The following is a 24,952-nucleotide window of genomic DNA, read 5'->3' as shown; positions in this document are numbered from 1 at the left end:
AAAAAAGCCGGGTAGCGGCGACGCCTTACCCGGCCAACGATACAGTTATGCGGTTTTTGTAGGCCCGGTAAGCGCAGCGTCACCGGGCAAGCATTAAGCCGTAATCTGCTCCATCGCCTGCAAAATACGCTTATCGGAAATCGGATAAGGCGTTCCCAGCTGCTGCGCAAAGAAACTCACGCGCAGCTCTTCGATCATCCAGCGGATCTCCTGCACGTCCTCGTCATCACGACGCGCGGGCGGCAGTTTGTTTAACCACTGCTGCCACGCCTGCTGGACGCTCTCCACTTTCAGCATTTGCGCGCGATCGCGGTGCGGATCGACGGCCAGCTTCTCCAGACGTTTTTCAATCGCATTCAGATAACGCAGCGTATCACCGAGACGTTTGAAACCGTTGCCGGTGACAAATCCGCGATACACCAGCCCACCCATTTGCGCTTTCACGTCCGACAGCGCCAGCGCCATCGTCATATCCACGCGCCCTTTCAGACGTTTGTTGATATTGAACACCGCCGTCAGGATCTGTTCGACCTGCTTCGCGATAGTGACCACGGTCTCGTTCAGCCCAGCACGCACTTTTTCGTGCAGCGCGGCAAAGCCCTCTTCCGTCCAGACCGGTCCGCCCGCTTCGTCAATCAGCTTGTCCACGCCGCAGGAGATGCAGTCGTCAATCAGATCCAGCACCTTGCCGTACGGGTTGAAGTACAATCCGAGTTTGGCTTTGTTCGGCAGTTTTTCATGAAGATATTTAATCGGCGACGGGATATTCAGCAGCAGCAAGCGGCGCAGACCGCGCCACATCGCCTGCTGTTGTTCCTGCGGATTATCAAACAACTTGATCGCCACGCTGTCGCGCTCATCCACCAGCGCCGGCCAGGCTTTCACCTTGTAGTTGCCGCGCTTCTGCTCGTAGTGATCCGGTAGATTACCGAAGCTCCAGATATGCAGCCCGCTCTGCTCGATACCATCGTCCGCAACCGCTGAGAGCGTCTCCTGCACTTTGCCTTTCAGCGCATCCTTGAGTTCACTCAGCGAGCGGCCTTCGTTGAGCTTTTTGTTTTTGTCATCCACTACCCGGAAGGTGATTTTCAGATGATCGGGCACCTGATCCCAGTGCCAGGATTCGCGGTCAATGGTCACCCCCGACATACGGCGCAGCTCTTTCTCCAGTGCATCGAGCAGCGGCAGCTCCAGCGGCGTAACACGGGCTAAAAATGCCTCGGCATAGTTTGGCGCTGGAACAAAATTACGGCGAACCGGTTTAGGCAAGGATTTGATCAGCGCAATCACCAGCTCGCGGCGCAGGCCGGGGATTTGCCACTCAAAACCACTCTCAGCCACCTGATTGAGCAGCGGCAGCGGAATGTGGACTGTCACGCCGTCGGCGTCCGCGCCCGGTTCAAACTGATAGGTCAGACGCAGCTTGAGATTGCCCTGATGCCAGAAGTTCGGGTAGTCCAGCTTGCTGACCTGCTCCGCGCCCTCTTTGATCAACATGCTCTTTTCAAAGTTGAGCAGATCCGGCGATTCCTTACTGGCCTTTTTCCACCAGCTGTCGAAGTGACGCGCAGAAACCACGTCGTGGCTGATGCGCTGGTCATAAAACTCAAACAGCGCTTCGTCATCCACAAGGATGTCGCGGCGGCGCGTTTTGTGTTCCAGCTCTTCGACTTCGGCGCGCAGCTTCAGGTTTTCACGGAAGAAGGCGTGACGTGTCTGCCAGTCGCCCTCCACCAGCGCGTGGCGGATAAACAGCTCGCGGGAGAGCGCCGGGTCGATCAGGCTGTAATTCACCTTACGCGCCGCAACGACCGGCAGGCCGTAAACGGTCACTTTTTCGGTCGCCATTACCGCGCCTTGCGCCCGCTCCCAGTGTGGTTCACTGTATGAGCGTTTCAGCAGGTGCTGCGCGACAGGTTCGACCCATTCAGGATCAATACGCGCTGCAATACGGCCCCACAGACGGCTGGTTTCCACCAGCTCAGCCACGATGGTCCATTTCGGCGGTTTCTTGAATAAACCAGAACCCGGGAAGATGGAGAAACGGGCGTTACGCGCGCCGGTATATTCCTGCTTATCGGCGTCTTTCATACCGATGTGCGACAATAACCCGGTCAGCAGCGCCATGTGAATTTCGCGGTACTCTGCCGGTTCGCTGTTCACCGGAATGCCCAGCTCTTTCACCACCTGACGCAGCTGGGTGTAAATATCCTGCCACTCGCGCACGCGCAGGTAGTTAAGATATTCGACCTTACACTGACGGCGGAACTGGTTCGACGACAGGGCTTTTTGCTGCTCGCCGAGGTAATTCCACAGGTTCACAAAGGCGAGGAAATCGGACTCTTTGTCGTGGAAACGCTGATGTTTTTCATCGGACGCCTGCTTTTTGTCCATCGGGCGTTCGCGCGGGTCCTGAATCGACAGCGCTGAAGTGATAATCATCGCCTCACGCACGCAGCCGTGTTTTTGCGCCTCAATCACCATCCTCGCCAGACGCGGGTCCACCGGCAGCTGGCTCAGCTGACGGCCCATCGGCGTCAGTTTGTAGGCAGTGGCCTGTTCGTCAGTGGTAATAGCGCCCAGCTCTTCCAGCAGGCGCACGCCGTCCTGAATATTGCGCTTATCCGGCGCTTCGACAAACGGGAACGCGGCGATATCGCCCAGCCCCAGAGCCGTCATCTGCAAAATAACCGACGCGAGGTTGGTACGCAGAATCTCTGGATCGGTAAATTCCGGGCGAGACAGGAAATCGTCTTCGGAATACAGGCGAATACAGATACCTTCCGAAACACGACCGCAGCGGCCTTTACGCTGGTTAGCAGAGGCCTGTGAAACCGGCTCGATCGGCAGACGCTGCACCTTGGTGCGGTAGCTGTAGCGGCTGATACGCGCGGTGCCTGGGTCAATCACATACTTGATGCCCGGCACGGTCAGTGAGGTTTCGGCGACGTTGGTCGCCAGCACGATGCGCCGTCCGCTGTGGGCCTGGAAAACGCGGTTCTGCTCGCTGTTCGACAAGCGGGCGTAGAGCGGTAAGATCTCTGTGTGGCGCAGATCGCGTTTGCTTAGGGCGTCGGCGGTATCGCGGATTTCACGCTCACCGCTCATGAAGATCAGGATGTCGCCGGGGCTTTCACGGCCCAGCTCATCGACGGCGTCAAAAATAGCCTGCAGCTGGTCGCGATCGACATCATCCGCCTCTTCGACGATCGGACGATAGCGCACGTCCACCGGATAAGTACGACCAGAGACTTCGATGATCGGCGCGTTGTTAAAGTGGCGCGAGAAGCGCTCCGGGTCGATGGTCGCGGAGGTAATAATGATTTTCAGATCCGGGCGACGCGGCAGTAATTCACGCAGATAGCCCAGTAGAAAATCGATATTCAGACTGCGTTCGTGCGCTTCATCGATGATGATGGTGTCGTACTGCATCAGCAGGCGATCCTGCTGGATTTCAGCCAACAGAATCCCGTCGGTCATCAGTTTGACCATCGTGTTGTCGCTGACGTGATCGCTAAAACGCACTTTATAGCCGATGCAACCACCCGGCTCCGTTTGCAGCTCCTCGGCAATACGGTTCGCCACGGTACGCGCCGCCAGACGGCGCGGCTGGGTATGACCAATCAGGCCTTTAATTCCGCGCCCCAGCTCCATACAAATTTTTGGTAGCTGCGTGGTTTTACCGGAACCCGTCTCACCGGCCACAATCACCACTTGGTTATCGCGAACGGCTTCGAGGATTTCCTGTTTTTTCTGACTGACCGGCAGGTTTTGCGGGTATTCAATCACCGGACGTGCTGCTTCACGCAGCACGACTTTCCCTGCAGCCTGTTCAATCTCTTTCGCCATCTCCTGGTAAATGGCCTGTTGTGCATCAGGATTTTTAACCTTTTTGATCCCATGAAGACGGCGTGCGAAGCGCTGCTTGTCGCGCAGCATCAGCGTATCGAGCTGTTGCATCAGCATCGGGAAGGTTAATTTTTGTTGTTCTGTCATAGTGTTAGGGGGCAGTGCTCTGCCAGGCTAAATCTCACTTGAATGATGGGTATAGAGTACCACACCGCCGCTTTGACTGCCTTATTCAAAAAAATCGAACATAGGATTCGATATATTGCGCTATCCCTGCGACAGGATTGTGAATAGAGTGTCAGCAAGCAACGGGGAAAACCCCAATCCAAACCAATTAAAGGAATCACCCATGAGCAAAGTATTAGTTCTCAAATCCAGTATTCTGGCAGGGTACTCTCAGTCCGGTCAGCTGTCTGATTATTTCGTTGAGCAGTGGCGTGAACAGCACAGCGCTGACGAAATCACCGTTCGCGATCTGGCTGCAAACCCGATTCCGGTACTGGACGGTGAGTTGGTTGGCGCGCTGCGTCCAAGCGATGCACCGCTGACACCACGTCAGCAGGAAGCGCTGGCGCTGTCTGATGAACTGATTGCTGAGCTGCAGGCGCATGACGTCATCGTTATCAACGCCCCAATGTACAACTTCAACATCCCTACTCAGCTGAAAAACTATTTCGACCTGGTCGCTCGTGCTGGCGTAACCTTCCGTTACACCGAAAACGGTCCTGAAGGCCTGGTGAAAGGTAAACGCGCTATTGTACTGTCCAGCCGTGGCGGTATTCACAAAGATACCCCAACTGACCTGGTCGCACCGTACCTGACGCTGTTCCTGGGCTTCATCGGTATCACCGACGTGAACTTTGTGTTTGCTGAAGGTATTGCTTACGGTCCAGAAGTGGCGACCAAAGCACAGACCGATGCAAAATCTGCTATCGACAGCCTGGTTGCAGCATAAGAATTCCCCCTCTCACCGCCCGGTGGGAGGGTTTTTCCTTCTCTTCGTCCGCCGTATATTTCCCCTGCTTCATTCATTCTTCTTAAAATAAAAATACGGAATTATTCTTAAATATTTTCGGGATATTTTGAGGCGAAGGAGTGTTAATTCTTTTGAAGTGGAAATGAATACGAGCTATTTGAGGATTATGCGTGTATGGTAGCAGGCCAATTACACAGGAAATGCCTATGTCCGATCGCAAAGATGGAAAAGCCCGCCGTAACTTTCTGATTAAATGTCCTTGCCCAAACTGCTCAAAAGACTCTGAACACAGCTACTCACGTGTTCAAAAAGGGTCACTGCTTGTTTGCCCTTACTGCAGCACAATGTTCAAATCCAGCCAAAAAGTCTGATGTATTGATCCTCTGCGATTCTGACTACTCAGGCTTACGCCTTCATCGTGGTTGCAGACTCGCAGAGATCAAACCGGTTAGTCGCGCAGAATAACGTTAGCCGCAGCCGGGCCTTTCGCACCCGCTTCAATCACGAATTCCACTTTCTGGCCTTCAAACAAGGTTTTGAAATTATCACCCTGCAACGCAGAGAAATGGACAAAAACATCTTTGCTGCCATCAACCGGAGAAATAAAGCCAAAGCCTTTATCTTCGTTAAACCACTTCACTAAACCAATAATTTTTGCAGACATATAAGGCTCCTTTTTTCTGGCCTTTCGGCTGACAAAATTTTTTCGCATTGTAAACGCTGGGCATTAATGCACGGGGCGATATATTAAGCAATGTTTATTTTTACCGCACATGTCAACAAAGGCTGAATTAATTGACGAAATAATTCAGCGCTAGGGCAAATAGTCAAAGATTAATTCGTCTGTGACGATTTCGGTCGTAAATTTTCGTCAAATACCAGACGCGTTCTTCCCGGTTCCACTTCCCGCAGCGGTTCAACCTGATGCATTGTCAGCTTGCAGCGTTCAACCAGCACCTGATATTCGCGCGTCCCCTGCTTTTTCCATTCGAGTTCCTGATCGCTCAGCTGACGAATAGCTTTTGCCGGGCTGCCGATAATCAGAGTGTTGGCGGGCATTTCCGCTTTGGCTTTCACAAATGCCGCCGCGCCGACGATGCTGTTCTCGCCGATTACCGCGCCGTCCATTACCACCGCGTTCATGCCGACCAGCGCATTTTTACGCACAACGCAGCCGTGCAAAATAGCGCTGTGGCCGATATGTCCGTGCTCTTCAACGACCGTATCCTGTTCAGGGAAGCCGTGCATCACGCAATTATCCTGAATATTCGCACCGTCTTTTACGACGATGCGACCAAAATCACCGCGCAGGCTGGCGTTTGGCCCGACGTACACCCCTTTGCCGAGGATCACGTCGCCAATCAGCACTGCCGTAGGATGTACGTAGCTTTCATCGGGAACGACTGGCGTCAGTCCATCTATCTGATATACAGGCATTCTTCCTCCGTTATGTGATATTCAGCCCGCCAAAACGCTGGAAATAAAGCGCCCCCGGCGTGGGCAACTCTCCAACCGAGGTTTCGCCTTTTTCACTGACAAAAGCCAGCGCACCTGGCGCAACCCGCTGATAAATATTAATACACAGCTGCCGCGCGGTTTGCCCAGCCCAGTGCGCCGGGAGTAATTCCTCGGGCAACAGCGGATCTTTCAACACTACGCGGCGATAGAAATGGATCAGCAACAGCTGAATCTGGAAACAGCGCTCCGGCGTCAGTTCATCGGCGGCCTCTTTTAACAGCGGCAGCAAGGGCCGGAACGACTCAATAAACTTTTCATACATCACGTTCTGTTCAGTCAGTTGCCAGCACTCTTCGACGCGGGAACGCAGCGCCGCGCGCGACAGCGCCAGTGGGGAATGCGCTTCAAAACAGATAACGTTTTCGGCTACGCCCGCTTCATGCAGCAGGGTCTGTACATCTGCCATTTTTTGCGACGGAGAGGCCATCAGGCTGGCGGCCAGCGTGCCAAACCCCTGCCAGATCAGCTGTTTTTTGACATCGGCAAGCGTCGCTTTATCCAGCCCTTCCGAGAGCAACAGCAGCCATTTCCCGTCCCAGGCGGGCAGTTCTGCGCGATAAATTTTGTTCTCCGCGCGACGGGTCAAACGCAACCCTTTGTCGCTCAGTCGATAAAAACTGCGCCTGCCGATACGGGAAACATCCAGCCAGCCTTCTTTATTCAGGCGAAACAGCGCGGTACGCACAAAGCGTTCGCCAAATCCCATCCCTTCAAGCAATGCGGCCAGACTGCCAAGCCAAATTTCACCGCCGCGATGGGAGAGCGAGTCGCCATACAAGGATGAAATCAGCGAGGTTCCGCTGATCGGCACAGAGCTAACGGCGTGCTGAATAAAAGTATCGAGTTTACTCATCTGATTCATTCTGTTGTGGTTTTTGTCCTGGATGAATCATAGCATAGAATTTTTACGCGCCAGCTCTCCCTCTCCCCTGGGGAGAGGGCCGGGGTGAGGGGCAAAAACCGCACCCTACCTACCCGTTCGCCGCCACCTTGCGCAGATCAAACACCCGACACGCCTTGCCTTCAGAGCGCGGAATGCTGCCGCAGTTGACGATTGTCACGTCGGTGGAGATCCCGACCATTGACTTAATACGATGACGCAACTGATGACATACCTGGCAGCGCTGTTCGTGGCTCAGCACCAGGCTGCTCTCTTTCAGCTCCACTTTCACTGAAAGTGAATCAAGATGGCCGCGGCGGTTCACTTCCAGCTGGTAATGCGGCGACAGATGCTCAAACTTAACAATCTCCTCTTCCAGCTGGGACGGGAAAACGTTCACGCCGCGAATGATCAGCATGTCATCGCTGCGTCCACTGATACGGTCCATGCGGCGCATGGTGCGCGCAGTGCCTGGCAGGAGACGCGTCAGGTCGCGGGTGCGATAGCGGATAACCGGCAACGCCTCTTTGGTGAGCGTGGTGAACAGCAGTTCGCCCTGCTGACCGTCGGCCAGCGGCGTGCCGTCGTTCGGATTGACGATTTCTGGATAGAAATGATCTTCCCAGATGGTCGGGCCGTCGGCGGTTTCGATGCACTCCATCGCCACGCCCGGTCCCATCACTTCAGACAGGCCGTAAATATCCAGGGCGGTGATCCCCAGGCGACGCTCGATCTCATGGCGCATCGCCAGGGTCCAGGGTTCCGCGCCAAAGACGCCGACGCGCAGGGAACATTGGCTGGCGTCGCCGCCCATCTGGCGCTCCAGCTCTTCAATCAGGTTAAGGCAGTAGGACGGCGTCACCATGATCATATCCGGCTGGAAATCGCGTATCAGCTGCGCCTGCTTCTCGGTCTGGCCACCGGACATCGGGATCACTGTCGCCCCTAAACGCTCGGCGCCGTAATGCGCGCCCAGCCCGCCGGTAAAGAGTCCGTAGCCATAAGCCACGTGAATTTTATCCTTGCGCGTGCCGCCGGCGGCGCGCAGAGAACGGGCGACAATATTGGCCCAGTTGTCGATATCGTTTTGCGTGTAGCCGACCACCGTCGGTTTACCCGTCGTGCCGGAGGACGCATGAATGCGCACCACCTGCTCCATCGGCACCGCGAAGGTATCGAACGGATAGTTATCCCGCAGATCCTGTTTGGTGGTGCACGGGAATTTATTGAGATCGCTTAACTCTTTGAAATCGTCAGGATGCACGCCCGCTGCGTCAAATTTGCGTTTGTACATTGGCACATTGTTGTAAGCATGCTTCAGCGTCCACTTCAGGCGTTCGGTTTGCAGCGCCTGTAATTCGTCCACGGAGGCAGTTTCAATTGCATCAAGTTGTGTTGTTGTCGTTGTCATTTTGTAGGGTACTCGCAGGTAGTTTTGCTCAAACACGCTCCAGGATCAGGGCAATGCCCTGGCCCACACCGATGCACATCGTACAAAGCGCGTAGCGCCCGTTGCGTCGATGCAATTCATTGCTGGCCGCCAGCACCAGTCGTGCACCGCTCATCCCCAGCGGATGGCCCAGGGCAATCGCGCCGCCGTTCGGGTTCACATGCGCGGCATCATCCGCTAACCCGAGCTGGCGCAGCACGCCCAGTGCCTGTGACGCGAAAGCTTCGTTCAGCTCAATCACGTCCATATCGTTAATGCTCAGACCCGCACGCTCCAGCACTTTGCGTGTTGCCGGAACCGGGCCAAGCCCCATCAGTCGTGGTTCCACGCCCGCGCTGGCCATCGCCACGATACGCGCTCGCGGGGTTAATCCCTGCTGATGCGCCATCGCTTCACTGGCGATAATCAGCGCCGCCGCGCCGTCGTTCACGCCAGAGGCGTTGCCCGCCGTCACCACGCCGTTTTTACGGAACGGGGTTTTCAGGGCGGAGAGCTGCTCAAGCGTGGTATCTCCGCGCGGATGTTCATCGATCAGCACTTCGGTAATCGCGCCCTTTTTACCCGCGACGCTCACCGGCACGATTTCCTGCGCCAGAATCCCGTTCTGCTGGGCAATCGCCGTCCGCTGCTGACTGCGCAGCGCGAAGGCATCCTGATCGGCACGGCTGATATTTAACAATTCAGCTACATTCTCTGCCGTTTCGGGCATGCTGTCAGTTCCGTATTGCTGATGCATGAGCGGATTCACAAATCGCCAGCCAATGGTGGTATCAAACATCTCTGCCTGACGCTGGAACGGCGTGGTCGCTTTGCCCATCACGAACGGCGCACGGGACATGGATTCCACGCCACCGGCTATCAGCAGATCAGCATCGCCTGCTTTGATTGCTCGCGCGGCAAAACCAACGGCGTCAAGTCCGGAACCGCACAAACGATTGATGGTGGTGCCAGACACCGTCTGCGGGAATCCGGCCAGCAGCGCCGCCATACGCGCCACGTTACGGTTGTCTTCTCCGGCCTGATTTGCACAGCCGAAGATCACATCGTCAATACGTTCAGCGTCCAGGTGCGGATAGCGCGCCAGCAGCGCACGCAGCGGCACAGCCGCCAGATCGTCGGCGCGTACACCAGACAATGCACCGCCATAACGCCCCACCGGGGTACGAACACCATCACAGATAAATGCATCACGCATCAGGCTTCTCCTGTCACACTGCCACCAATGCGGTGCGATTTACCGCGAAACAAGGCGACTGTTTTTTGTTGTTGGTTAGTTATTTCGATGTCGTACACGCCGGTCAGTTTGCCCTGATGTTTTACGCGAGCGCTGGCGGTCAGCTTGTCTCCCGCAAAGCCAGGGCGCAGAAAATCAATGGTGCAGGCCGAGGCCACAGCCGCCAGCCCCTGGCTGTTACAGGCGTAGGCGAAAGCCGTATCAGCCAGAGAGAACAGCTGTCCACCGTGGCAGGTTTTGTGGCCGTTGAGCATCTGTGGGGTGATGGTCATCGTCACCACCGCGTACCCCTCGTCCATCTCAACAATATCGATCCCAAGTGCCTGCGCGCAGGCGTCATTTTCATACATGGCGCGGGCGTTGTGCCAGGCGTTATGACTCATAGCTACTCTCCACAAGCGCACGCTGGCGCAGCAGTGAACACGGGCGATAGCGCTCTTCGCCGTAATGACGTTGCAGGTTTTCCAGTAGAATTAACAGGCGTTGCCATCCCAGACGTTCACCCCAGGCAATCGGCCCGACGGGATAGTTCACGCCCAGGCGCAGGGCGATATCGATATCCTGTTCGCTGGCGACCCCTTTTTGCAGGGCATCCAGCGCTTCGTTGATAATCATCGCCACGGTGCGCCAGATTAGCAGGCCGGGATAATCCGTCATGTGCAGGACGCGTTTCCCCTGCTGCTGCAGGTGATAAATCGCTTTTTGCGTGGCAGAGTGTGGGTTGCTGGCGGCCGTCGCGATCACTACAACGTCACCGTCCATTCTGTCGACCACCACCACCGGGCGATTGAGGCGCAGAGCGAGACTTTGCGCGGTTTCGCCTGTGGTTTCTACCAGTAGCACCTCATCCAGTTCCGTGACACCGTCACTTCTTTTTTGCGCTGTTACCGGGCTGAAGGTCGCTCCGACCGGGGCAAGCCACTGCGCAGCAGGACGTTCGCCATGCCAGTCGTATACGCCCTGCCCGGTTTTCTTGCCCAGGCGTCCGCCGAGTACCAGCTCCTGCTGGACCAGCGACGGCAGGAAGCGGCGCTCCTGCCAGAAGGCGTTAAACACCGAGCAGGTCACGGCGAAGTTAACATCCTGACCAATCAAGTCCGTCAGCTCCAGCGGCCCCATCGGGAAACCGCCGCCTTCGCGCAACGCGGCGTCGATGTCCTGTGCCGGGGCCACGTTTTCTTCCAGCGCACGCCAGGCTTCAGAGTAGAACGGACGCGCGACGCGGTTGACGATAAACCCTGGAGTGGACTGGCAGCGCACCGGCTGTTTGCCCCAGTTCAGCGCCAGCTCGCACAGCTGATCGGCCACTTCGCTTGAGGTCGCCAGTCCGCTGACCACTTCCACCAGTTTCATCACCGGCGCCGGGTTAAAGAAATGCAGCCCTGCGACGCGTTCCGGATGGCGCACGTCAGCAGCCACCGCCGTTATCGAAATCGACGAGGTGTTACTGGTGAGCAGCGTCTGCGGCGGGCAGATTTCGCCCAGCTGTTTGAACAGCGCCTTTTTCACGTCGAGGCGTTCAGAGGCCGCTTCAATTACCAGGTCGGCGGCGGCAAGGGCATGAATATCATTGACTGGCAGCAGACGCGCGACGATCTTCTCAAAGGCTTCAGCGGTCAGTTTTCCGCGTGCCACGCGGGATTCCAGCCGCGCACGAATCCCGTCGATGGCGCGGGCCACCACGTCAGAGGCGATGTCGTACACCAGCACCTGATGTCCGCTGCTGGCAGCCACTTCCGCGATCCCGGCGCCCATCGTGCCGCTGCCAATCACGGCGACGGTGTGAATTCTCATCGTCATCTCATTTCCCCGTGAAGTTCGGCGTGCGTTTAGCGAGGAACGCGCTAACGCCCTCGCGGTAGTCGTCGCTGCGCCCGGCCATACGCTGGTAATCGCGCTCCAGGTCGAGCTGTTCATCGAGCGTATTGGTTTCGGCGGCGTTCATAGCCTGTTTGATAAGGCCCAGACCAAAGGTCGGTTGAGAGGCAAAATGGATAGCCAGTTTTTGCGCCGTGGAAGACAACTCTTCGTCATCGACCACTTGCCAGATCATCCCCCAGGCGTGGGCCTGCTCGGCGCTGAGTTTATCCCCCAGTAGCGCCAGTCCCATTGCCCGCGCCCGTCCGGCGACGCGCGGCAACAGCCAGGTGCCGCCGCAGTCAGGCACCAGACCCAGCTTGCTAAAGGCCATCATGAAATTCACTGAACGGGCGGCGATCACCATGTCGCAGCCCAACGCTAATGTCGCACCAGCGCCAGCCGCCACGCCGTTGACGGCAGCAATGACTGGTTTCGGCAGTTTCGCCAGACGGCGCACCAGCGGGTTGTAAAAGGTTTCCACGGAATAGCCCAGATCCGGCGCGGGGCCGTTCGGGTCAACGTTGCGGTCATTCAGATCCTGACCGGCGCAAAAACCGCGCCCGGCTCCGGTGATCAGCAGGCAGCGGATGGTGTCATCCCGCTCGGCCTGTTTCAGGCTCTCGGAAAGCTGCTGGTGCATCACATCGTTAAAGCTGTTCAGACGCTCCGGGCGGTTCAGCGTAATGGTCATCACGCCCTGCTCAACATGACTCAGAATAAATTCCACAATTAGCGTCCTTTAAAGTCGGGGGTGCGTTTTTGTAAGAAAGCGGCGATGCCTTCCCGCCTGTCTTCCGTGGCAGACAGCAGCGTAAACAGCTGGCGCTCCTGCATCAGACCGGCCTGCAAAGGCACTTCCTGCGACTGGCGCAGCGCTTGTTTCGCGGCCTGCAATGCCAGCGGCGAATGACGCGCCATCAGCACGGCCTGTTTCAGGGCGTATTCCAGCACCAGCGCTGACGGGAACACGTCGCTGACCAGCCCCGCCGCTTGCGCCTGCTGCGCGGTAATGCTTTCGCCCGTCAGCACCATTTTGCTGGCGAGAGATTTACCGACACTGCGAATCAAACGCTGAGTTCCGCCCGCGCCCGGCATAATGCCCAGCGTGATTTCCGGCAACCCGAACCGGGCGTTGTCGCCAGCAATCACCACGTCACATAAAAGCGCCAGTTCGCAGCCCGCGCCCAGCGCATAGCCGTTCACGGCGGCGATCAGCGGCTTGTTGAAGTTATTGATGCGCGCCCACAGCTGCGGGCGAATATCGTTCAGGGTGGCGGGAAGATCTTTCTCCGCCATCTCGTTGAGATCGGCCCCGGCGGCAAAGCAGCGCTCGTTGCCATAAATGACACAGGCGGAGATCTCGCCGTCCTGCGCCGCGGTTTCCAGTTCATCCGCGATGTGTGAGAGCAGCGCGTTGTTAAGGGCGTTGCGCGCCGCCGGACGGTTCAGCGTCAGAAGCAGCACGCGGCCATGACGGGTAACAATCAGCTCGCTCATGCCATCCCCTTTGCGTCAAAGTCGACCACCACGTCGGCGGTCAATGGCAGCGCCTGGCAGCTCAACACGTAGCCCGCCGCCAGTTCGTCCGGCTCGAGGCTGTAGTTAGTCGCCATATCCACTTTCCCGCGCAGCACTTTGCATTTGCAGGTGGCGCAGACGCCGCCCTTGCAGGCGTACGGCAAGTCCGCGCCCTGACGCAGAGCCGCATCGAGAATGCTTTCGTCGTCGGCGGTGAGCGTGATTTCACGGTCGCGCCCGTCCTGACGCACGGTGACTTTTTGCCCCTGCGCCTGCACCGTCGAGGCGCGTTTCACCGCGCTGCCCGGCGTGTTAAAGCGCTCCAGATGAATGGTTTTCTCCGGCATTCCCAGCGCTTTCAGCGCCAGTTCGGCCTCGTCCATCATCGCCGACGGCCCGCAGATAAAGGCTTCGTCGAACAGGCTGAAATCGATCAGGGTTTTGCCCAACTGATGCAGTTTTTCGCCGTCGATACGCCCGTGCAGTAGCTCGCTGTCGAGGGTCTCCTGGCTGAAAATATTCACCAGTTGCAGGCGCTGCGGGTATTTATCTTTCAGATCTGCCAGCGCCTGGCGGAACATCATGCTCTGGCTGCTGCGGTTGCCGTAGATAAGCGTAAAGTGGCTGTCCGGCTCGACCAGCAGCGTGCTGGAGACAATCGCCAGCATCGGCGTAATGCCGGACCCGGCGGCAATCGCCAGATAGCGCCCGGCGCGTTCAGCCTGCGGCTGATAACCGAAGTGGCCCTGCGGCACCATGACCTCCAGCGCCATACCTTGTTTGATCTCATCGCGGGCATAGCGGGAGAAACGCCCGCCGTCGATGGCTTTCACCGCCACGCTAATTTCGCCCGGCGTCACACTACGGCAGATGGAATAACAGCGGCGTAACTCTTCTCCCGCCAGACGCGCTTTCAGCGTCAGATGCTGGCCGGGACGAAAACGATAAGCGTCCTGCAAAGTCTGTGGAACCGCGAAGGTAATGGTCACCGCATCGCGGGTTTCGGGTTCCACTTTTGCCACCGTTAAGGAATGAAACGTTGTCATGGCAACCTCAGATACATTTGAAATAGTCGAAAGGTTCACGGCAGGCGTTGCAGCGATAGAGCGCTTTGCAGGCCGTCGAACCAAATTCACTGATAACCGACGTGTTGGTGCTCGCGCAGCGCGGACAGGCTACTTCGGCAGGCGCGTGGGCGTGACAGCTGTGGCCGACCGGCGGGCTGATGCCGTATTCACGCAGCCGTGTGCGGGCATCGTCGGTCATCCAGTCGGTGGTCCAGGCCGGGTCGAGCTGGAGGACGATATGCACCGGCGTGAACCCGTGGGCGGTCATCATCTCGCGAATAGCCCCCAGCAGATGCTCCGTCGCCGGACAGCCGGAATACGTCGGCGTAAAGCCAATCACCCAGCCGCCCGCCTGGGCAGAAACGCTGCGCACCATGCCTAAATCGGTGATGGTGAGCACCGGCACTTCCGGGTCCGGGATCTGGCTTAACAGGGACCAGATTTGCGGGATTTCCGCCGGGGCGATCTCAGCGAGACGTTGCATAGCGACCTCCTCTTACCACTGCTGACCAGGATACATGCGCTGGAGGTATTGCATCTCCGCCAGCATCGGTCCCAGATGTTCGGTGTGCAGCCCTTTTTTGCCGCCAGTGCGGTACGCCGCTTCTTGCGGGACCTGGAGGCAAGCCTGTTCAAACCCGGCAAACACTTCCGCTTCCCACTCGGCGCGCAGTTCGTGTGGGTCAACGGCGATACCTTCGGCGATCAGCTGTTGTTCCAGCGCGTCGGCCTCGAACAGTTCGGCGGTGAAGCGCCACAAGGAGTCAATGGCCTGCTGCATTTTCTGCGCAGAAACGTCGGTGCCGTTGCCCAGACGCTCCAGCCAGCCACGGCTAAAGCGCAGGTGATAGCGTGCTTCTTTGATCGCTTTCGCGGCAATTGCCGCAATTTGCGCATCGCGGCTTTGGGTCAGACGGGTAAAGAGCGCCACGTGCCAGGCGTCGATGAAATACTGACGCACCAGGGTGTCGGCGAAGTTGCCGTTCGGTTGTTCCACCAGCAACAAATTGCTGAACTGGCGCTCGTCGCGACCAAAGGCCAGCGTGTCTTCGTCGCCGCTGCCTTCCAGTTCGGCGGCGTAGGTTAAGAAATTGCGCGCCTGCCCGAGCAGATCGAGGCCGATATTGGCCAGCGCCAGGTCGATCTCCAGCTCCGGCGCATGACCGCACCACGCACCGAGACGCTGGGAGAGGATCAGACAGTTATCGCCCAGGCGCAGGGCATATTGGGTAGTCGGTTTCATAGCCATCCTCACATGTGCTCGATGCCATCAGGGATGGTGTAAAACGTCGGATGGCGGTAAACCTTACTCTCCGCCGGGTCAAAAAATTCGCCGCGTTCTTCCGGCTGCGAGGCGACGATTTCGCTCGCCTTCACCACCCAGATCGAACAGCCTTCGCTGCGGCGGGTGTAGGCATCACGCGCGTTTTCCAGCGCCATGCGGTCGTCGGCGGCGTGCAGGCTGCCGACGTGACGGTGGGATAACCCCTGTTTGCTGCGGACAAAGACTTCATATAACGGCCAGTAGACATTGCTCATGTTAATTCCTCTTACGCGGCGGTGCGGGCGTGTTGTTTTTCTGCGTGCGCCAGTGCGGCTTCGCGCACCCACGCCCCTTCTTCCCAGGCTCTGTTTTTCGCGGCAAGGCGTTCGTGGTTGCACACGCCGCGCCCGTTAATCACTTCTTCAAATTCCTGCCAGTCGATTTCGCCGAAACGGTAGTGACCGCTCTCTTCGTCGAAATGCAGATCTGCATCCGGGACGGTCATGCCCAGCATTTCGACCTGCGAAACGGTGTTGTCGACGAAGCGCTGACGCAGTTCGTCATTGCCAAAACGTTTGATTTTCCACGCGAGGCTGCGGGCGCTGTTCGGGGAGTTGTCGTCGTTCGGCCCGAACATCATCAGGGCTGGCCACCAGAAACGGTTGATGGCGTCCTGCAACATCTGACGCTGAGATTCGCTGCCCTGCGCCAACACCATGCAGGCTTCAAAACCCTGGCGCTGATGGAAGCTCTCTTCTTTACAGATTTTCACCATTGCGCGGGCATACGGCCCGTAAGAGGTGCGGCACAGCGCCACCTGGTTGACGATCGCCGCGCCATCCACCAGCCAGCCAATCACACCGATGTCGGCCCAGCTCAGGGTCGGGTAGTTGAAGATCGAGGAGTATTTCATCTTGCCGTCGAGCATCTTCTGGTAGATGTCTTCCCGCGCGCAGCCCAGGGTTTCCGCCGCGCTGTAGAGATAGAGTCCGTGCCCTGCTTCGTCCTGCACCTTCGCCAGCAGAATCGCTTTGCGACGCAGCGTCGGGGCGCGGGTGATCCAGTTACCTTCCGGCAGCATGCCGACAATTTCGGAGTGCGCATGCTGACCAATCTGGCGGATCAGGGTTTTGCGGTAGGCGTCAGGCATCCAGTCTTGCGGCTCGATGGCTGTCTCCTGTGCGATGCGCTGCTCAAAGCGTTGTTCTTCCGTCACGTCGTCACCTTTATGATTCGTTAAATCGTTAATCATCGCTTAATGATGAATCACTTCGTTTCATAAAAGTTACACAAAGGTTAAATATAACCCCAAGGATTGTTTGTCTATTTTGTGATGCCGCTCGCAAGGCTTTTACACAAGGCCGCTCATAACGGGCAATGCGTACAGCGTGATTCATCTGACAAGATCACATTGTTAACAAATCATTAAAACATTGCTTGCTTTTTATGATTCATAATCAAACTATCTATAGTGAAATTACGTAACACTTGGAGAGAAAGATGCAGCAGTTAGCCAGCTTCTTATCCGGCATCTGGCAGTCTGGCCGGGGCCGCGAGCGCAACATTCATCACGCCATCAGCGGCGAAGCCCTGTGGGAAGTGACCAGTGAAGGCCTGGATATGGCGGCGGCGCGTCGCTTCGCCATCGAACGCGGGGGTGAATCACTTCACGCCATGACCTTTATCGAGCGCGCGGCAATGCTGAAAGCGGTCGCCAAACATCTGCTGAGCCAGAAAGAGCAGTTTTACGCCCTGTCGGCAGAAACCGGCGCGACCCGCGCGGACAGCTGGGTGGATATCGAAGGCGGGATTGGCACGATGTTTACCTACGCCAGCCTCGGTAGCCGTGAATTGCCGGACGACACTCTGTGGCCGGAAGACGAGTTGATCCCGCTGTCGAAAGAAGGCGGTTTTGCCGCGCGACACGTACTGACCTCCAAATCCGGCGTGGCGGTGCATATCAACGCCTTTAACTTCCCCTGCTGGGGGATGCTGGAAAAACTGGCCCCGACCTGGCTTGCCGGGATGCCTGCGATCATCAAACCGGCGACTGCCACGGCGCAGGTGACGCAGGCGATGGTGAAATCCATCGTCGACAGCGGTCTGGTGCCGGAGGGTGCGATCAGCCTGATCTGCGGCGGTGCAGGCGATCTGCTCAATCATCTCGACAGTCAGGACGTGGTGACCTTTACCGGCTCCGCCTCCACCGGGCAGATGCTGCGCGTCCACCCGACTATCGTCGGCAAATCGATTCCGTTCACGATGGAAGCGGATTCCCTGAACTGCTGCGTGCTGGGCGAAGACGTGACCCCGGAACAGCCGGAGTTTGCCCTGTTTATCCGCGAAGTGGTGCGGGAGATGACCGCCAAAGCCGGACAAAAATGTACTGCCATTCGCCGCATCATCGTCCCGCAGGGGCAAATTGAGGCGGTGAGCCAGGCGCTGATTGCGCGTCTTGAGAAAGTGGTGGTCGGCAATCCGGCGCAGGAAGGCGTCAAAATGGGGGCGCTGGTCAACGCCGAACAGCGTGCCGACGTGCAGGAAAAAGTGGATCTGCTGGTCGCGGCGGGCTGCCAGATTCGCCTCGGTGGCAAAGCCGATCTGCAGGCCGCCGGGGCATTCTTCCCGCCGACGCTGCTGTTCTGCCCGCAGCCGGACGAGTCCCCTGCCGTTCATGCGACCGAAGCCTTTGGCCCGGTCGCCACCCTGATGCCGTATCGCGACGCGGAACATGCTATGACCCTGGCGCGCGCCGGTGAAGGTAGCCTGGCGGGTACGCTGGTCACCGCTGATTCGCGTATCGCCCGGCAGTTTATTTCCGGCGCGGCGCGTGCCCACGGGCGTATTCAGATCCTCAACGAAGAGTCAGCAAAAGAGTCTACCGGCCACGGCTCCCCGCTGCCGCAGCTGGTTCACGGCGGTCCGGGTCGTGCAGGCGGTGGTGAAGAGCTGGGCGGTTTACGCGCGGTGAAACACTATCTGCAACGCACCGCAATCCAGGGCAGCCCGTCGATGCTGGCCGCCATCAGCCAACAGTGGGTACGTGGCGCGCAGGTGCAAGAAGACCGCGTTCATCCGTTCCGCAAATACTTCGAAGAGTTGCAGCCGGGCGACAGCCTGTTGACTCCGCGTCGTACGATGACCGAAGCGGATATCGTTAATTTTGCCTGCCTGAGCGGGGATCATTTCTACGCCCACATGGACAAAATTGGCGCAGCGGAGTCGATCTTCGGTGAGCGCGTGGTCCACGGTTACTTTGTGATTTCTGCCGCCGCTGGCCTGTTTGTCGACGCCGGCGTCGGACCGGTGATCGCCAACTATGGCATGGAAAACTTGCGCTTTATCGAGCCAGTGAAACCGGGCGATACCATCCAGGTGCGTCTGACCTGCAAGCGCAAAACCCTCAAGAAACAGCGCACGGCAGAAGAGAAACCGACTGGCGTGGTCGAATGGGCGGTTGAAGTGTTCAATCAGCACCAGCAGCCCGTCGCGCTGTACTCCATTCTGACGCTCGTGGCTCGCCAGCAGGGCGATTTCACCGACTGATCCGTTCTTTTTACCGGGAAGGTCCCTTCCCGGTTTTTAATTTGGCAAACATGACAAAACGCCTGGCAGGTGCAGGCAAGCATTCCCTAAGCCGTCCTGCCAGGATAAGGCTGCACAACACTAATAACACAATAATGATGAGGTCAACGATGGGAAGCCCTTCTTCTTTTTCTGCCCGTAAAACGGCACTGGCCGTGGCAGTCGCGTTGTTATGCTCCTGGCAGTCACCGGTTTTCGCCCACGGCGGCGAAGCTCATATGGTTCCAATGGACAAGACACTTGCTGACTTTGGCGCTGATGTGCAGTGGGACGATTACGCCCAGATGTTCACCCTCAGCAAAGACGGCGCTTTTGTGAAGGTTAAACCGGGCGCGAAAACCGCCATCGTCAACGGCAAGCCGCTCACACTGCAGGTGCCGGTGGTGATGAAAGGTAAAAAAGCGTTTATCTCCGAAACCTTCATCAATGATGTGTTCCAGTCGGGGCTTGATCAGACCTTCCAGGTGGAGAAGCGCCCACACCCGCTGAACGCGTTGACCGCAGACGAAATTAAACAAGCCGTCGAGATCGTCAAAACCTCGGCGGATTTTAAACCCAATACCCGTTTTACCCAGATCGCGCTGGCGGAACCTGAAAAGGCCAAAGTGTGGGATTTCGTGCTGAACGGTACGGCGGTTGATAGCCCGCGGCAGGCGAACGTCACCATGCTGGATGGCAAACACGTTATCGAAAGCGTGGTTGATCTGAAGGACAAAAAAGTCGTGAGCTGGACGCCAGTCAACGACGCTCACGGCATGGTCCTGCTGGATGATTTCACCTCCGTGCAGCAGATCATCATGGCGAGCCCGGAATACGCCGAGGCGCTGAAAAAACACGGCGTGACCGATCCTAAGAAAGTGATCGGCACCCCGCTCACCGTCGGCTATTTTGACGGCAAAGACGGTTTGAAACAGGAAGATCGCCTGCTGAAAGTGGTCAGCTATCTCGATACCGGCGACGGCAACTACTGGGCGCACCCGATTGAAAATCTGGTGGCGGTCGTCGATCTTGAACAGAAAAAAATCATCAAAATTGAAGAAGGCCCGGTGGTTCCTGTGCCCATGCTCGCCCGTCCGTATGATGGTCGCGACCGCATTGCTCCGGTGAAAAAACCGCTGGAAATCAGTGAGCCAGAAGGTAAGAACTACACTATCACCGGCGACATGATCCACTGGCAGAACTGGGACTTCCACCTGAGCCTCGATTCTCGCGTCGGGCCGATCATCTCCACCGTGACCTACAACGATAACGGCAAAAAACGCCAGGTGATGTATCAAGGTTCACTCGGCGGGATGATTGTGCCGTACGGCGACCCGGACGTGGGCTGGTACTTTAAAGCCTATCTTGATTCCGGTGACTATGGCATGGGCACCCTGACCTCGCCGCTGGTGCGCGGCAAAGACGCGCCGTCGAACGCGGTGATGCTCAACGAAACCATTCCGGATTACACCGGTGCGCCGATGGAGATCCCGCGCGCGATTGCCGTCTTTGAACGCTACGCCGGGCCGGAATATAAACATCAGGAGATGGGCCAGCCGAACGTCAGCACCGAGCGCCGCGAACTGGTGGTGCGCTGGGTCAGTACCGTCGGTAACTACGACTATATCTTTGACTGGATTTTCCACGAAAACGGCACCATCGGCATCGATGCGGGCGCTACCGGCATCGAAGCGGTGAAAGGCGTGCAGGCGAAAACCATGCACGACCCGAGCGCCAAAGACGACACCAAATACGGCACCCTGATCGATCACAACATCGTCGGGACCACCCACCAGCATATCTACAACTTCCGTCTGGATATGGACGTGGATGGCACCAACAACCGTCTGGTGGCGATGGACCCGGAAGTGAAACCCAACACCGCCGGTGGCCCGCGCACCAGTACCATGCAGATCAATCAGTACAACATTGATACGGAACAGCAGGCCGCGCAGAAGTTTGACCCAGGCACCATTCGACTGCTGAGTAACACCAGCAAAGAGAACCGCATGGGCAATCCGGTGTCGTACCAGATTATCCCTTATGCGGGCGGCACTCATCCGGTCGCCACCGGCGCGAAATTCGCCCCGGACGAATGGATTTACCATCGCCTGAGCTTTATGGATAAACAACTGTGGGTGACGCGCTACCATCCGAACGAGATGTATCCGGAAGGCAAATTCCCGAACCGTTCGATTCACGACAGTGGTCTGGGCAAGTACAGCAAGGATAACGAATCGATCGATAATCAGGATGATGTGGTGTGGATGACCACCGGGACCACCCACGTGGCGCGCGCCGAAGAGTGGCCGATTATGCCAACAGAGTGGGTCCACACCCTGCTCAAACCGTGGAACTTCTTCGACGAGACGCCAACGCTCGGCAAGAAGAAGGACGAGAAGTAATTACCAAGGCCGGGAACTCCCCGGCCTGTTTATTTCATTCACTTGCCGAATGAGTTAGCCCGATTATAGTTAGTCATGCCTCCCCGCATTATTTTCATCTCTTGAACCATTTTTCAGCCAGGACACGAAGTTTCACACGCAACGTCGTACTTACTTCTGAGAGATTTTAGAATGAGATTGAACGCCATAGCCACCAGCCTCGCACTGGCGGGACTGTTTATTTCCTTCAGCCCGAACGCCCTGGCGGCAGAAGCGCCTAAGGACGCCACTGCCGCCACCCAACAGGCCAATAACGCCCTCTACAGCCAGCTCCCGTTTGACGACAACACCGATTTTACCGATGCCCACAAAGGCTTTATCGCCCCGATCCCTCAGGACGTGATTAAAGGGGAACAAGGGAATGTGGTCTGGAATCCACAGCAATACGCCTTTATTAAAGAAGGCGATAAAGCGCCGGATTCCGTCAACCCCAGTTTATGGCGTCAGGCGCAGCTGATTAATATCAGCGGTCTATTCGAAGTGACCGACGGGGTGTATCAGATCCGTAATCTCGATCTGTCGAATATGACGATTATTGAAGGTAAAGAAGGCGTCACCGTCGTTGATCCGCTGGTCTCAGCTGAAACAGCGAAAGTCGGGATGGATCTCTATTTTAAAAATCGCGGTCAAAAACCGGTGGTAGCCGTGATTTATACCCACAGCCACGTGGACCACTACGGCGGCGTGCGCGGCGTGGTGGATGAAGCGGATGTGAAAGCGGGCAAAGTGAAGATTTATGCACCCGCCGGATTTATGGAAGCCGCCGTCGCAGAAAACATCATGGCCGGTAACGTGATGAGCCGCCGCACCAGCTATATGTACGGTAACCTGCTGAAACCCGACGCCAAAGGTCAGGTGGGCGCCGGGCTGGGAACCACCACCTCTGCCGGGAACGTCACGCTGATCGCTCCGACCAATATCATTGAAAAAGACGGCCAGAAAGAGGTGATCGATGGCCTGACCTATGACTTCATGCTGGCACCGGGTTCGGAAGCGCCGTCGGAAATGCTGTGGTATATCGAAGAGAAAAAACTGATCGAATCCGCTGAGGATGTGACCCATACCCTGCACAACACCTACTCTCTGCGCGGGGCCAAAATCCGCGAGCCGCTGCCGTGGTCAAAATACATCAACGAGGCGATTGTCCGCTGGGGTGACAAAGCCGAGATCATCATGGCCCAGCACCACTGGCCGACCTGGGGCAATGACAACGTGGTCAAGCTGCTGAAAAGCCAGCGTGACCTCTATCGTTACATCAACGACCAGACCCTGCGCATGGCCAACGAGGGGCTGACGCGCGACGAAATCGCCGCCAACTTTAAACTGCCAGATTCGCTGGCCCACACCTGGGCAAACCGCGGGTACTACGGCTCAGTAAGCCATGACGTGAAAGCCACCTACGTGCTTTATCTCGGCTGGTTTGACGGCAACCCGGCAACGCTCGACGAACTGCCGCCAGAAGAAGGCGCGAAGAAATTTGTCGAGTACATGGGCGGTGCCGATGCGATTTTACAGAAGGCCAAAACCGATTTTGACCAGGGGAATTATCGCTGGGTGGCGCAGGTGGTGAGCAAAGTGGTGTTTGCCGATCCGAATAACCAGGCGGCGCGCAATCTGGAAGCTGACGCGCTGGAACAGCTCGGCTATCAGGCGGAATCTGGCCCGTGGCGTAACTTCTACCTGACCGGTGCGCAGGAGCTGCGTAACGGCGTGCAAAAACTGCCAACCCCGAACACCGCCAGCCCGGATACCGTGCGCGCCATGACGCCAGAGATGTTCTTCGACTATCTGGCGGTGCATATCAACGGGGAAAAAGCCGGGGATGCGAAGTCCGTGTTTAACATCGATCTCGGCAGCGACGGCGGAAAATACAAGCTCGAGCTGGAAAACGGCGTGCTTAACCACACGGCCAATACCGAAGCAAAAGACGCGGACACGACCATTGCACTCAACCGCGACACGCTGAATAAAATCATCCTCAAAGAAGTGACGCTGAAACAGGCACAGGACAGCGGCGACGTGAAAGTGACCGGTGATGGCGCTAAACTGGATCAGATGCTGGGCTATATGGATAAGTTTGAATTTTGGTTCAACATTGTGACACCGTAACCTTTCCGGCAGGCAGGCCGTTGAGCGGCCTGCCTGCCGGCTCTCTTCTTCTAACACAGTGAATGTATGGAAAAACGTCACCCTCTCTCTTCTGAACTGACCTCATGGCCGACCCGCCAGGCGATGGTCTCTCGCGGTCTGACCATCAACATGCCGTGGCTGGCGTTCGTGCACGTCAGCTTTGCGCTGATGATTTTGCTGCGTAACACGCTGGTACACAATTTCGACCCTGCCCATGTATCCGGGCAGCAGATTTCGTCCCTGGTCGATGCTGCAATGCTCGGGGTAATAGCCCTGTCGGCGGCGCTGATTGTCATGAGCTGGCGGCATATCACCGGGATTAGCCTGGTGCTGTTCACCTCGGGGCTGCTGTGGGCGCTGTGCTGCTACTGGTTTATCGTTGACTGGCAACTTCCGCATGCCTGGCCCCTGTGCACCATTCTGTTATTGACCGCCGTCACCGCGCTCTATTTCTATCCCGTGGGATTGCTCTCCAGCGTGCTCCCGCTGTGGTTTACCCTGCCGATCGCCAGCGTGGTGCTCAATCACGGGTTAAATATGCGCTTCGCAGCGGTGTGGATTGTCTTTACGCTGATCCTGATTTGCGGGCGTTTTATTCTTCTGCGCTGGTTCGACGAAGCCTGGCAGCGCAATCAGCAAAACCAGTTGCTGATTGCGCGTCTCGACGCCCTGGCGCATCAGGACCCGTTGACCGAAACCGCCAACCGGCGCGAAATGGAAAACGTGCTGGAGAGCGCCGTGACACAGGGAAAATCCTTCACGCTTCTCATGCTTGACGTGGATTACTTCAAACTTTACAACGACGCTTACGGTCATCAGGCAGGCGATGAGTGCCTGGTGCAGGTGGCGCAGGCGCTGAAAGCGTCGGTGCGCACGCCGGAAGATCTGGTGTCGCGCTACGGCGGCGAGGAATTTTTGTTGATCCTGTTTGATTGCCCGCCCGATGCGGCCGATCAGGTGGCGCAGCGCATTCAGGAGAATTTACGTCGTGCGGGGATTGCGCATAAGGCGTCGAAAGTGAGCGAGCACGTCACAGCCAGTATGGGCATTGCAGGAATGACGGCGGGATTAACCGCCGACGAGATGGTGGCGCAGGCGGATGCGGCGTTGTATCGGGCGAAGGAAGGTGGGCGCAATCGTTGGTCACGTTGAAGTTTTTGCGGTTTGATGCCCTCACCCCAACCCTCTCCCGCAGGGA

Annotated in this window: 21 protein-coding genes; 6 read left to right on the top strand and 15 right to left on the bottom strand. The window is 57.2% G+C overall.

Going from position 1 to position 24,952, the window contains the following annotated elements:
- Positions 1-93: 93 nt before the first annotated feature.
- The gene (gene hrpA, locus C3708_RS01040; RefSeq protein ID WP_103949002.1) at positions 94-3,996 is read right to left on the bottom strand and encodes an ATP-dependent RNA helicase HrpA; all 3,903 of its coding nucleotides are present in this window, start codon (positions 3,994-3,996) and stop codon (positions 94-96) included.
- A gap of 202 nt (positions 3,997-4,198) precedes the next feature.
- Between hrpA and azoR the strand changes: the two genes are divergently transcribed.
- Both azoR and C3708_RS23800 read left to right on the top strand, forming a co-directional pair.
- On the top strand, positions 4,199-4,804 hold the full coding sequence (azoR, locus tag C3708_RS01035) for an FMN-dependent NADH-azoreductase (protein ID WP_095281956.1): 606 nt from the start codon (positions 4,199-4,201) through the stop codon (positions 4,802-4,804).
- Between the two features lie 221 nt (positions 4,805-5,025).
- A complete protein-coding gene (locus tag C3708_RS23800; protein ID WP_318261141.1) occupies positions 5,026-5,196 on the top strand; it encodes a YnfU family zinc-binding protein in 171 nt (56 codons plus the stop codon).
- A 77-nt stretch (positions 5,197-5,273) separates the two neighbouring features.
- Here the strand turns inward: C3708_RS23800 and C3708_RS01030 are convergent, their stop codons facing one another.
- The 14 genes from C3708_RS01030 to paaA all read right to left on the bottom strand — a co-directional run bounded on the left by C3708_RS01030 (position 5,274) and on the right by paaA (position 16,832).
- Entirely contained in the window at positions 5,274-5,489 is a 216-nt protein-coding gene (locus C3708_RS01030) for a cold shock domain-containing protein (protein ID WP_095281955.1), read from the bottom strand.
- 170 nt (positions 5,490-5,659) lie between these two features.
- Positions 5,660-6,262: a phenylacetic acid degradation protein PaaY gene (gene paaY / locus C3708_RS01025; protein ID WP_103949003.1), complete on the bottom strand. Its 603-nt coding sequence runs from the start codon at positions 6,260-6,262 to the stop codon at positions 5,660-5,662.
- Positions 6,263-6,272: 10 nt separating this feature from the next.
- A complete protein-coding gene (gene paaX / locus C3708_RS01020; protein WP_095281953.1) occupies positions 6,273-7,196 on the bottom strand; it encodes a phenylacetic acid degradation operon negative regulatory protein PaaX in 924 nt (307 codons plus the stop codon).
- A gap of 118 nt (positions 7,197-7,314) precedes the next feature.
- Positions 7,315-8,634 (bottom strand): phenylacetate--CoA ligase PaaK, encoded by a 1,320-nt coding sequence (gene paaK / locus C3708_RS01015; protein WP_095284264.1) that lies wholly within the window; start codon positions 8,632-8,634, stop codon positions 7,315-7,317.
- 28 nt (positions 8,635-8,662) lie between these two features.
- Complete coding sequence (gene pcaF / locus C3708_RS01010; protein ID WP_103946319.1) at positions 8,663-9,868, bottom strand: 3-oxoadipyl-CoA thiolase; 1,206 nt, start codon at positions 9,866-9,868, stop codon at positions 8,663-8,665.
- Positions 9,868-10,290: a hydroxyphenylacetyl-CoA thioesterase PaaI gene (gene paaI, locus C3708_RS01005; RefSeq protein ID WP_095281951.1), complete on the bottom strand. Its 423-nt coding sequence runs from the start codon at positions 10,288-10,290 to the stop codon at positions 9,868-9,870. The genes pcaF and paaI overlap by 1 nt, the downstream gene beginning before the upstream one ends.
- On the bottom strand, positions 10,280-11,707 hold the full coding sequence (gene paaH, locus C3708_RS01000) for a 3-hydroxyacyl-CoA dehydrogenase PaaH (RefSeq protein ID WP_103949004.1): 1,428 nt from the start codon (positions 11,705-11,707) through the stop codon (positions 10,280-10,282). The genes paaI and paaH overlap by 11 nt, the downstream gene beginning before the upstream one ends.
- A gap of 1 nt (position 11,708) precedes the next feature.
- Entirely contained in the window at positions 11,709-12,497 is a 789-nt protein-coding gene (gene paaG, locus C3708_RS00995; protein WP_103949005.1) for a 2-(1,2-epoxy-1,2-dihydrophenyl)acetyl-CoA isomerase PaaG, read from the bottom strand.
- Positions 12,497-13,264: a 2,3-dehydroadipyl-CoA hydratase PaaF gene (gene paaF, locus C3708_RS00990; protein WP_103949006.1), complete on the bottom strand. Its 768-nt coding sequence runs from the start codon at positions 13,262-13,264 to the stop codon at positions 12,497-12,499. Before paaF ends, paaG begins: the two co-directional genes overlap by 1 nt.
- Positions 13,261-14,331 carry a 1,2-phenylacetyl-CoA epoxidase subunit PaaE gene (paaE, locus tag C3708_RS00985; protein WP_103949007.1) on the bottom strand — a complete coding sequence of 357 codons (1,071 nt, stop codon included), beginning with the start codon at positions 14,329-14,331 and terminating at the stop codon, positions 13,261-13,263. Before paaE ends, paaF begins: the two co-directional genes overlap by 4 nt.
- 7 nt (positions 14,332-14,338) lie before the next feature.
- On the bottom strand, positions 14,339-14,836 hold the full coding sequence (gene paaD, locus C3708_RS00980; RefSeq protein WP_103949008.1) for a 1,2-phenylacetyl-CoA epoxidase subunit PaaD: 498 nt from the start codon (positions 14,834-14,836) through the stop codon (positions 14,339-14,341).
- A gap of 12 nt (positions 14,837-14,848) precedes the next feature.
- Positions 14,849-15,595: a 1,2-phenylacetyl-CoA epoxidase subunit PaaC gene (gene paaC / locus C3708_RS00975; protein ID WP_103949009.1), complete on the bottom strand. Its 747-nt coding sequence runs from the start codon at positions 15,593-15,595 to the stop codon at positions 14,849-14,851.
- Between the two features lie 8 nt (positions 15,596-15,603).
- Positions 15,604-15,891 carry a 1,2-phenylacetyl-CoA epoxidase subunit PaaB gene (gene paaB, locus C3708_RS00970; RefSeq protein WP_008502380.1) on the bottom strand — a complete coding sequence of 96 codons (288 nt, stop codon included), beginning with the start codon at positions 15,889-15,891 and terminating at the stop codon, positions 15,604-15,606.
- A gap of 11 nt (positions 15,892-15,902) precedes the next feature.
- Positions 15,903-16,832 (bottom strand): 1,2-phenylacetyl-CoA epoxidase subunit PaaA, encoded by a 930-nt coding sequence (paaA, locus tag C3708_RS00965; RefSeq protein ID WP_233210382.1) that lies wholly within the window; start codon positions 16,830-16,832, stop codon positions 15,903-15,905.
- 284 nt (positions 16,833-17,116) lie between these two features.
- Here paaA and paaZ point away from each other — a divergent pair, with 284 nt between their 5' ends.
- From paaZ to C3708_RS00945, 4 genes are all read left to right on the top strand, one after another.
- On the top strand, positions 17,117-19,162 hold the full coding sequence (gene paaZ / locus C3708_RS00960; protein WP_103949010.1) for a phenylacetic acid degradation bifunctional protein PaaZ: 2,046 nt from the start codon (positions 17,117-17,119) through the stop codon (positions 19,160-19,162).
- Positions 19,163-19,311: 149 nt separating this feature from the next.
- Positions 19,312-21,585 (top strand): primary-amine oxidase, encoded by a 2,274-nt coding sequence (tynA, locus tag C3708_RS00955; RefSeq protein ID WP_103949011.1) that lies wholly within the window; start codon positions 19,312-19,314, stop codon positions 21,583-21,585.
- A 171-nt stretch (positions 21,586-21,756) separates the two neighbouring features.
- Positions 21,757-23,733, top strand: a complete 1,977-nt coding sequence (locus C3708_RS00950) for an alkyl/aryl-sulfatase (protein WP_103949012.1) — start codon at positions 21,757-21,759, stop codon at positions 23,731-23,733.
- Positions 23,734-23,799: 66 nt separating this feature from the next.
- Positions 23,800-24,906 (top strand): GGDEF domain-containing protein, encoded by a 1,107-nt coding sequence (locus tag C3708_RS00945; protein WP_103949013.1) that lies wholly within the window; start codon positions 23,800-23,802, stop codon positions 24,904-24,906.
- Positions 24,907-24,952 lie beyond the last annotated feature (46 nt).

The organism is Lelliottia sp. 7254-16 (assembly GCF_002922995.1).
GTDB classification, from domain to species: domain Bacteria; phylum Pseudomonadota; class Gammaproteobacteria; order Enterobacterales; family Enterobacteriaceae; genus Enterobacter; species Enterobacter jeotgali.
Note: the sequence above shows the minus strand (reverse complement) of the source record. Positions and strands in the feature narration are given on the sequence as shown.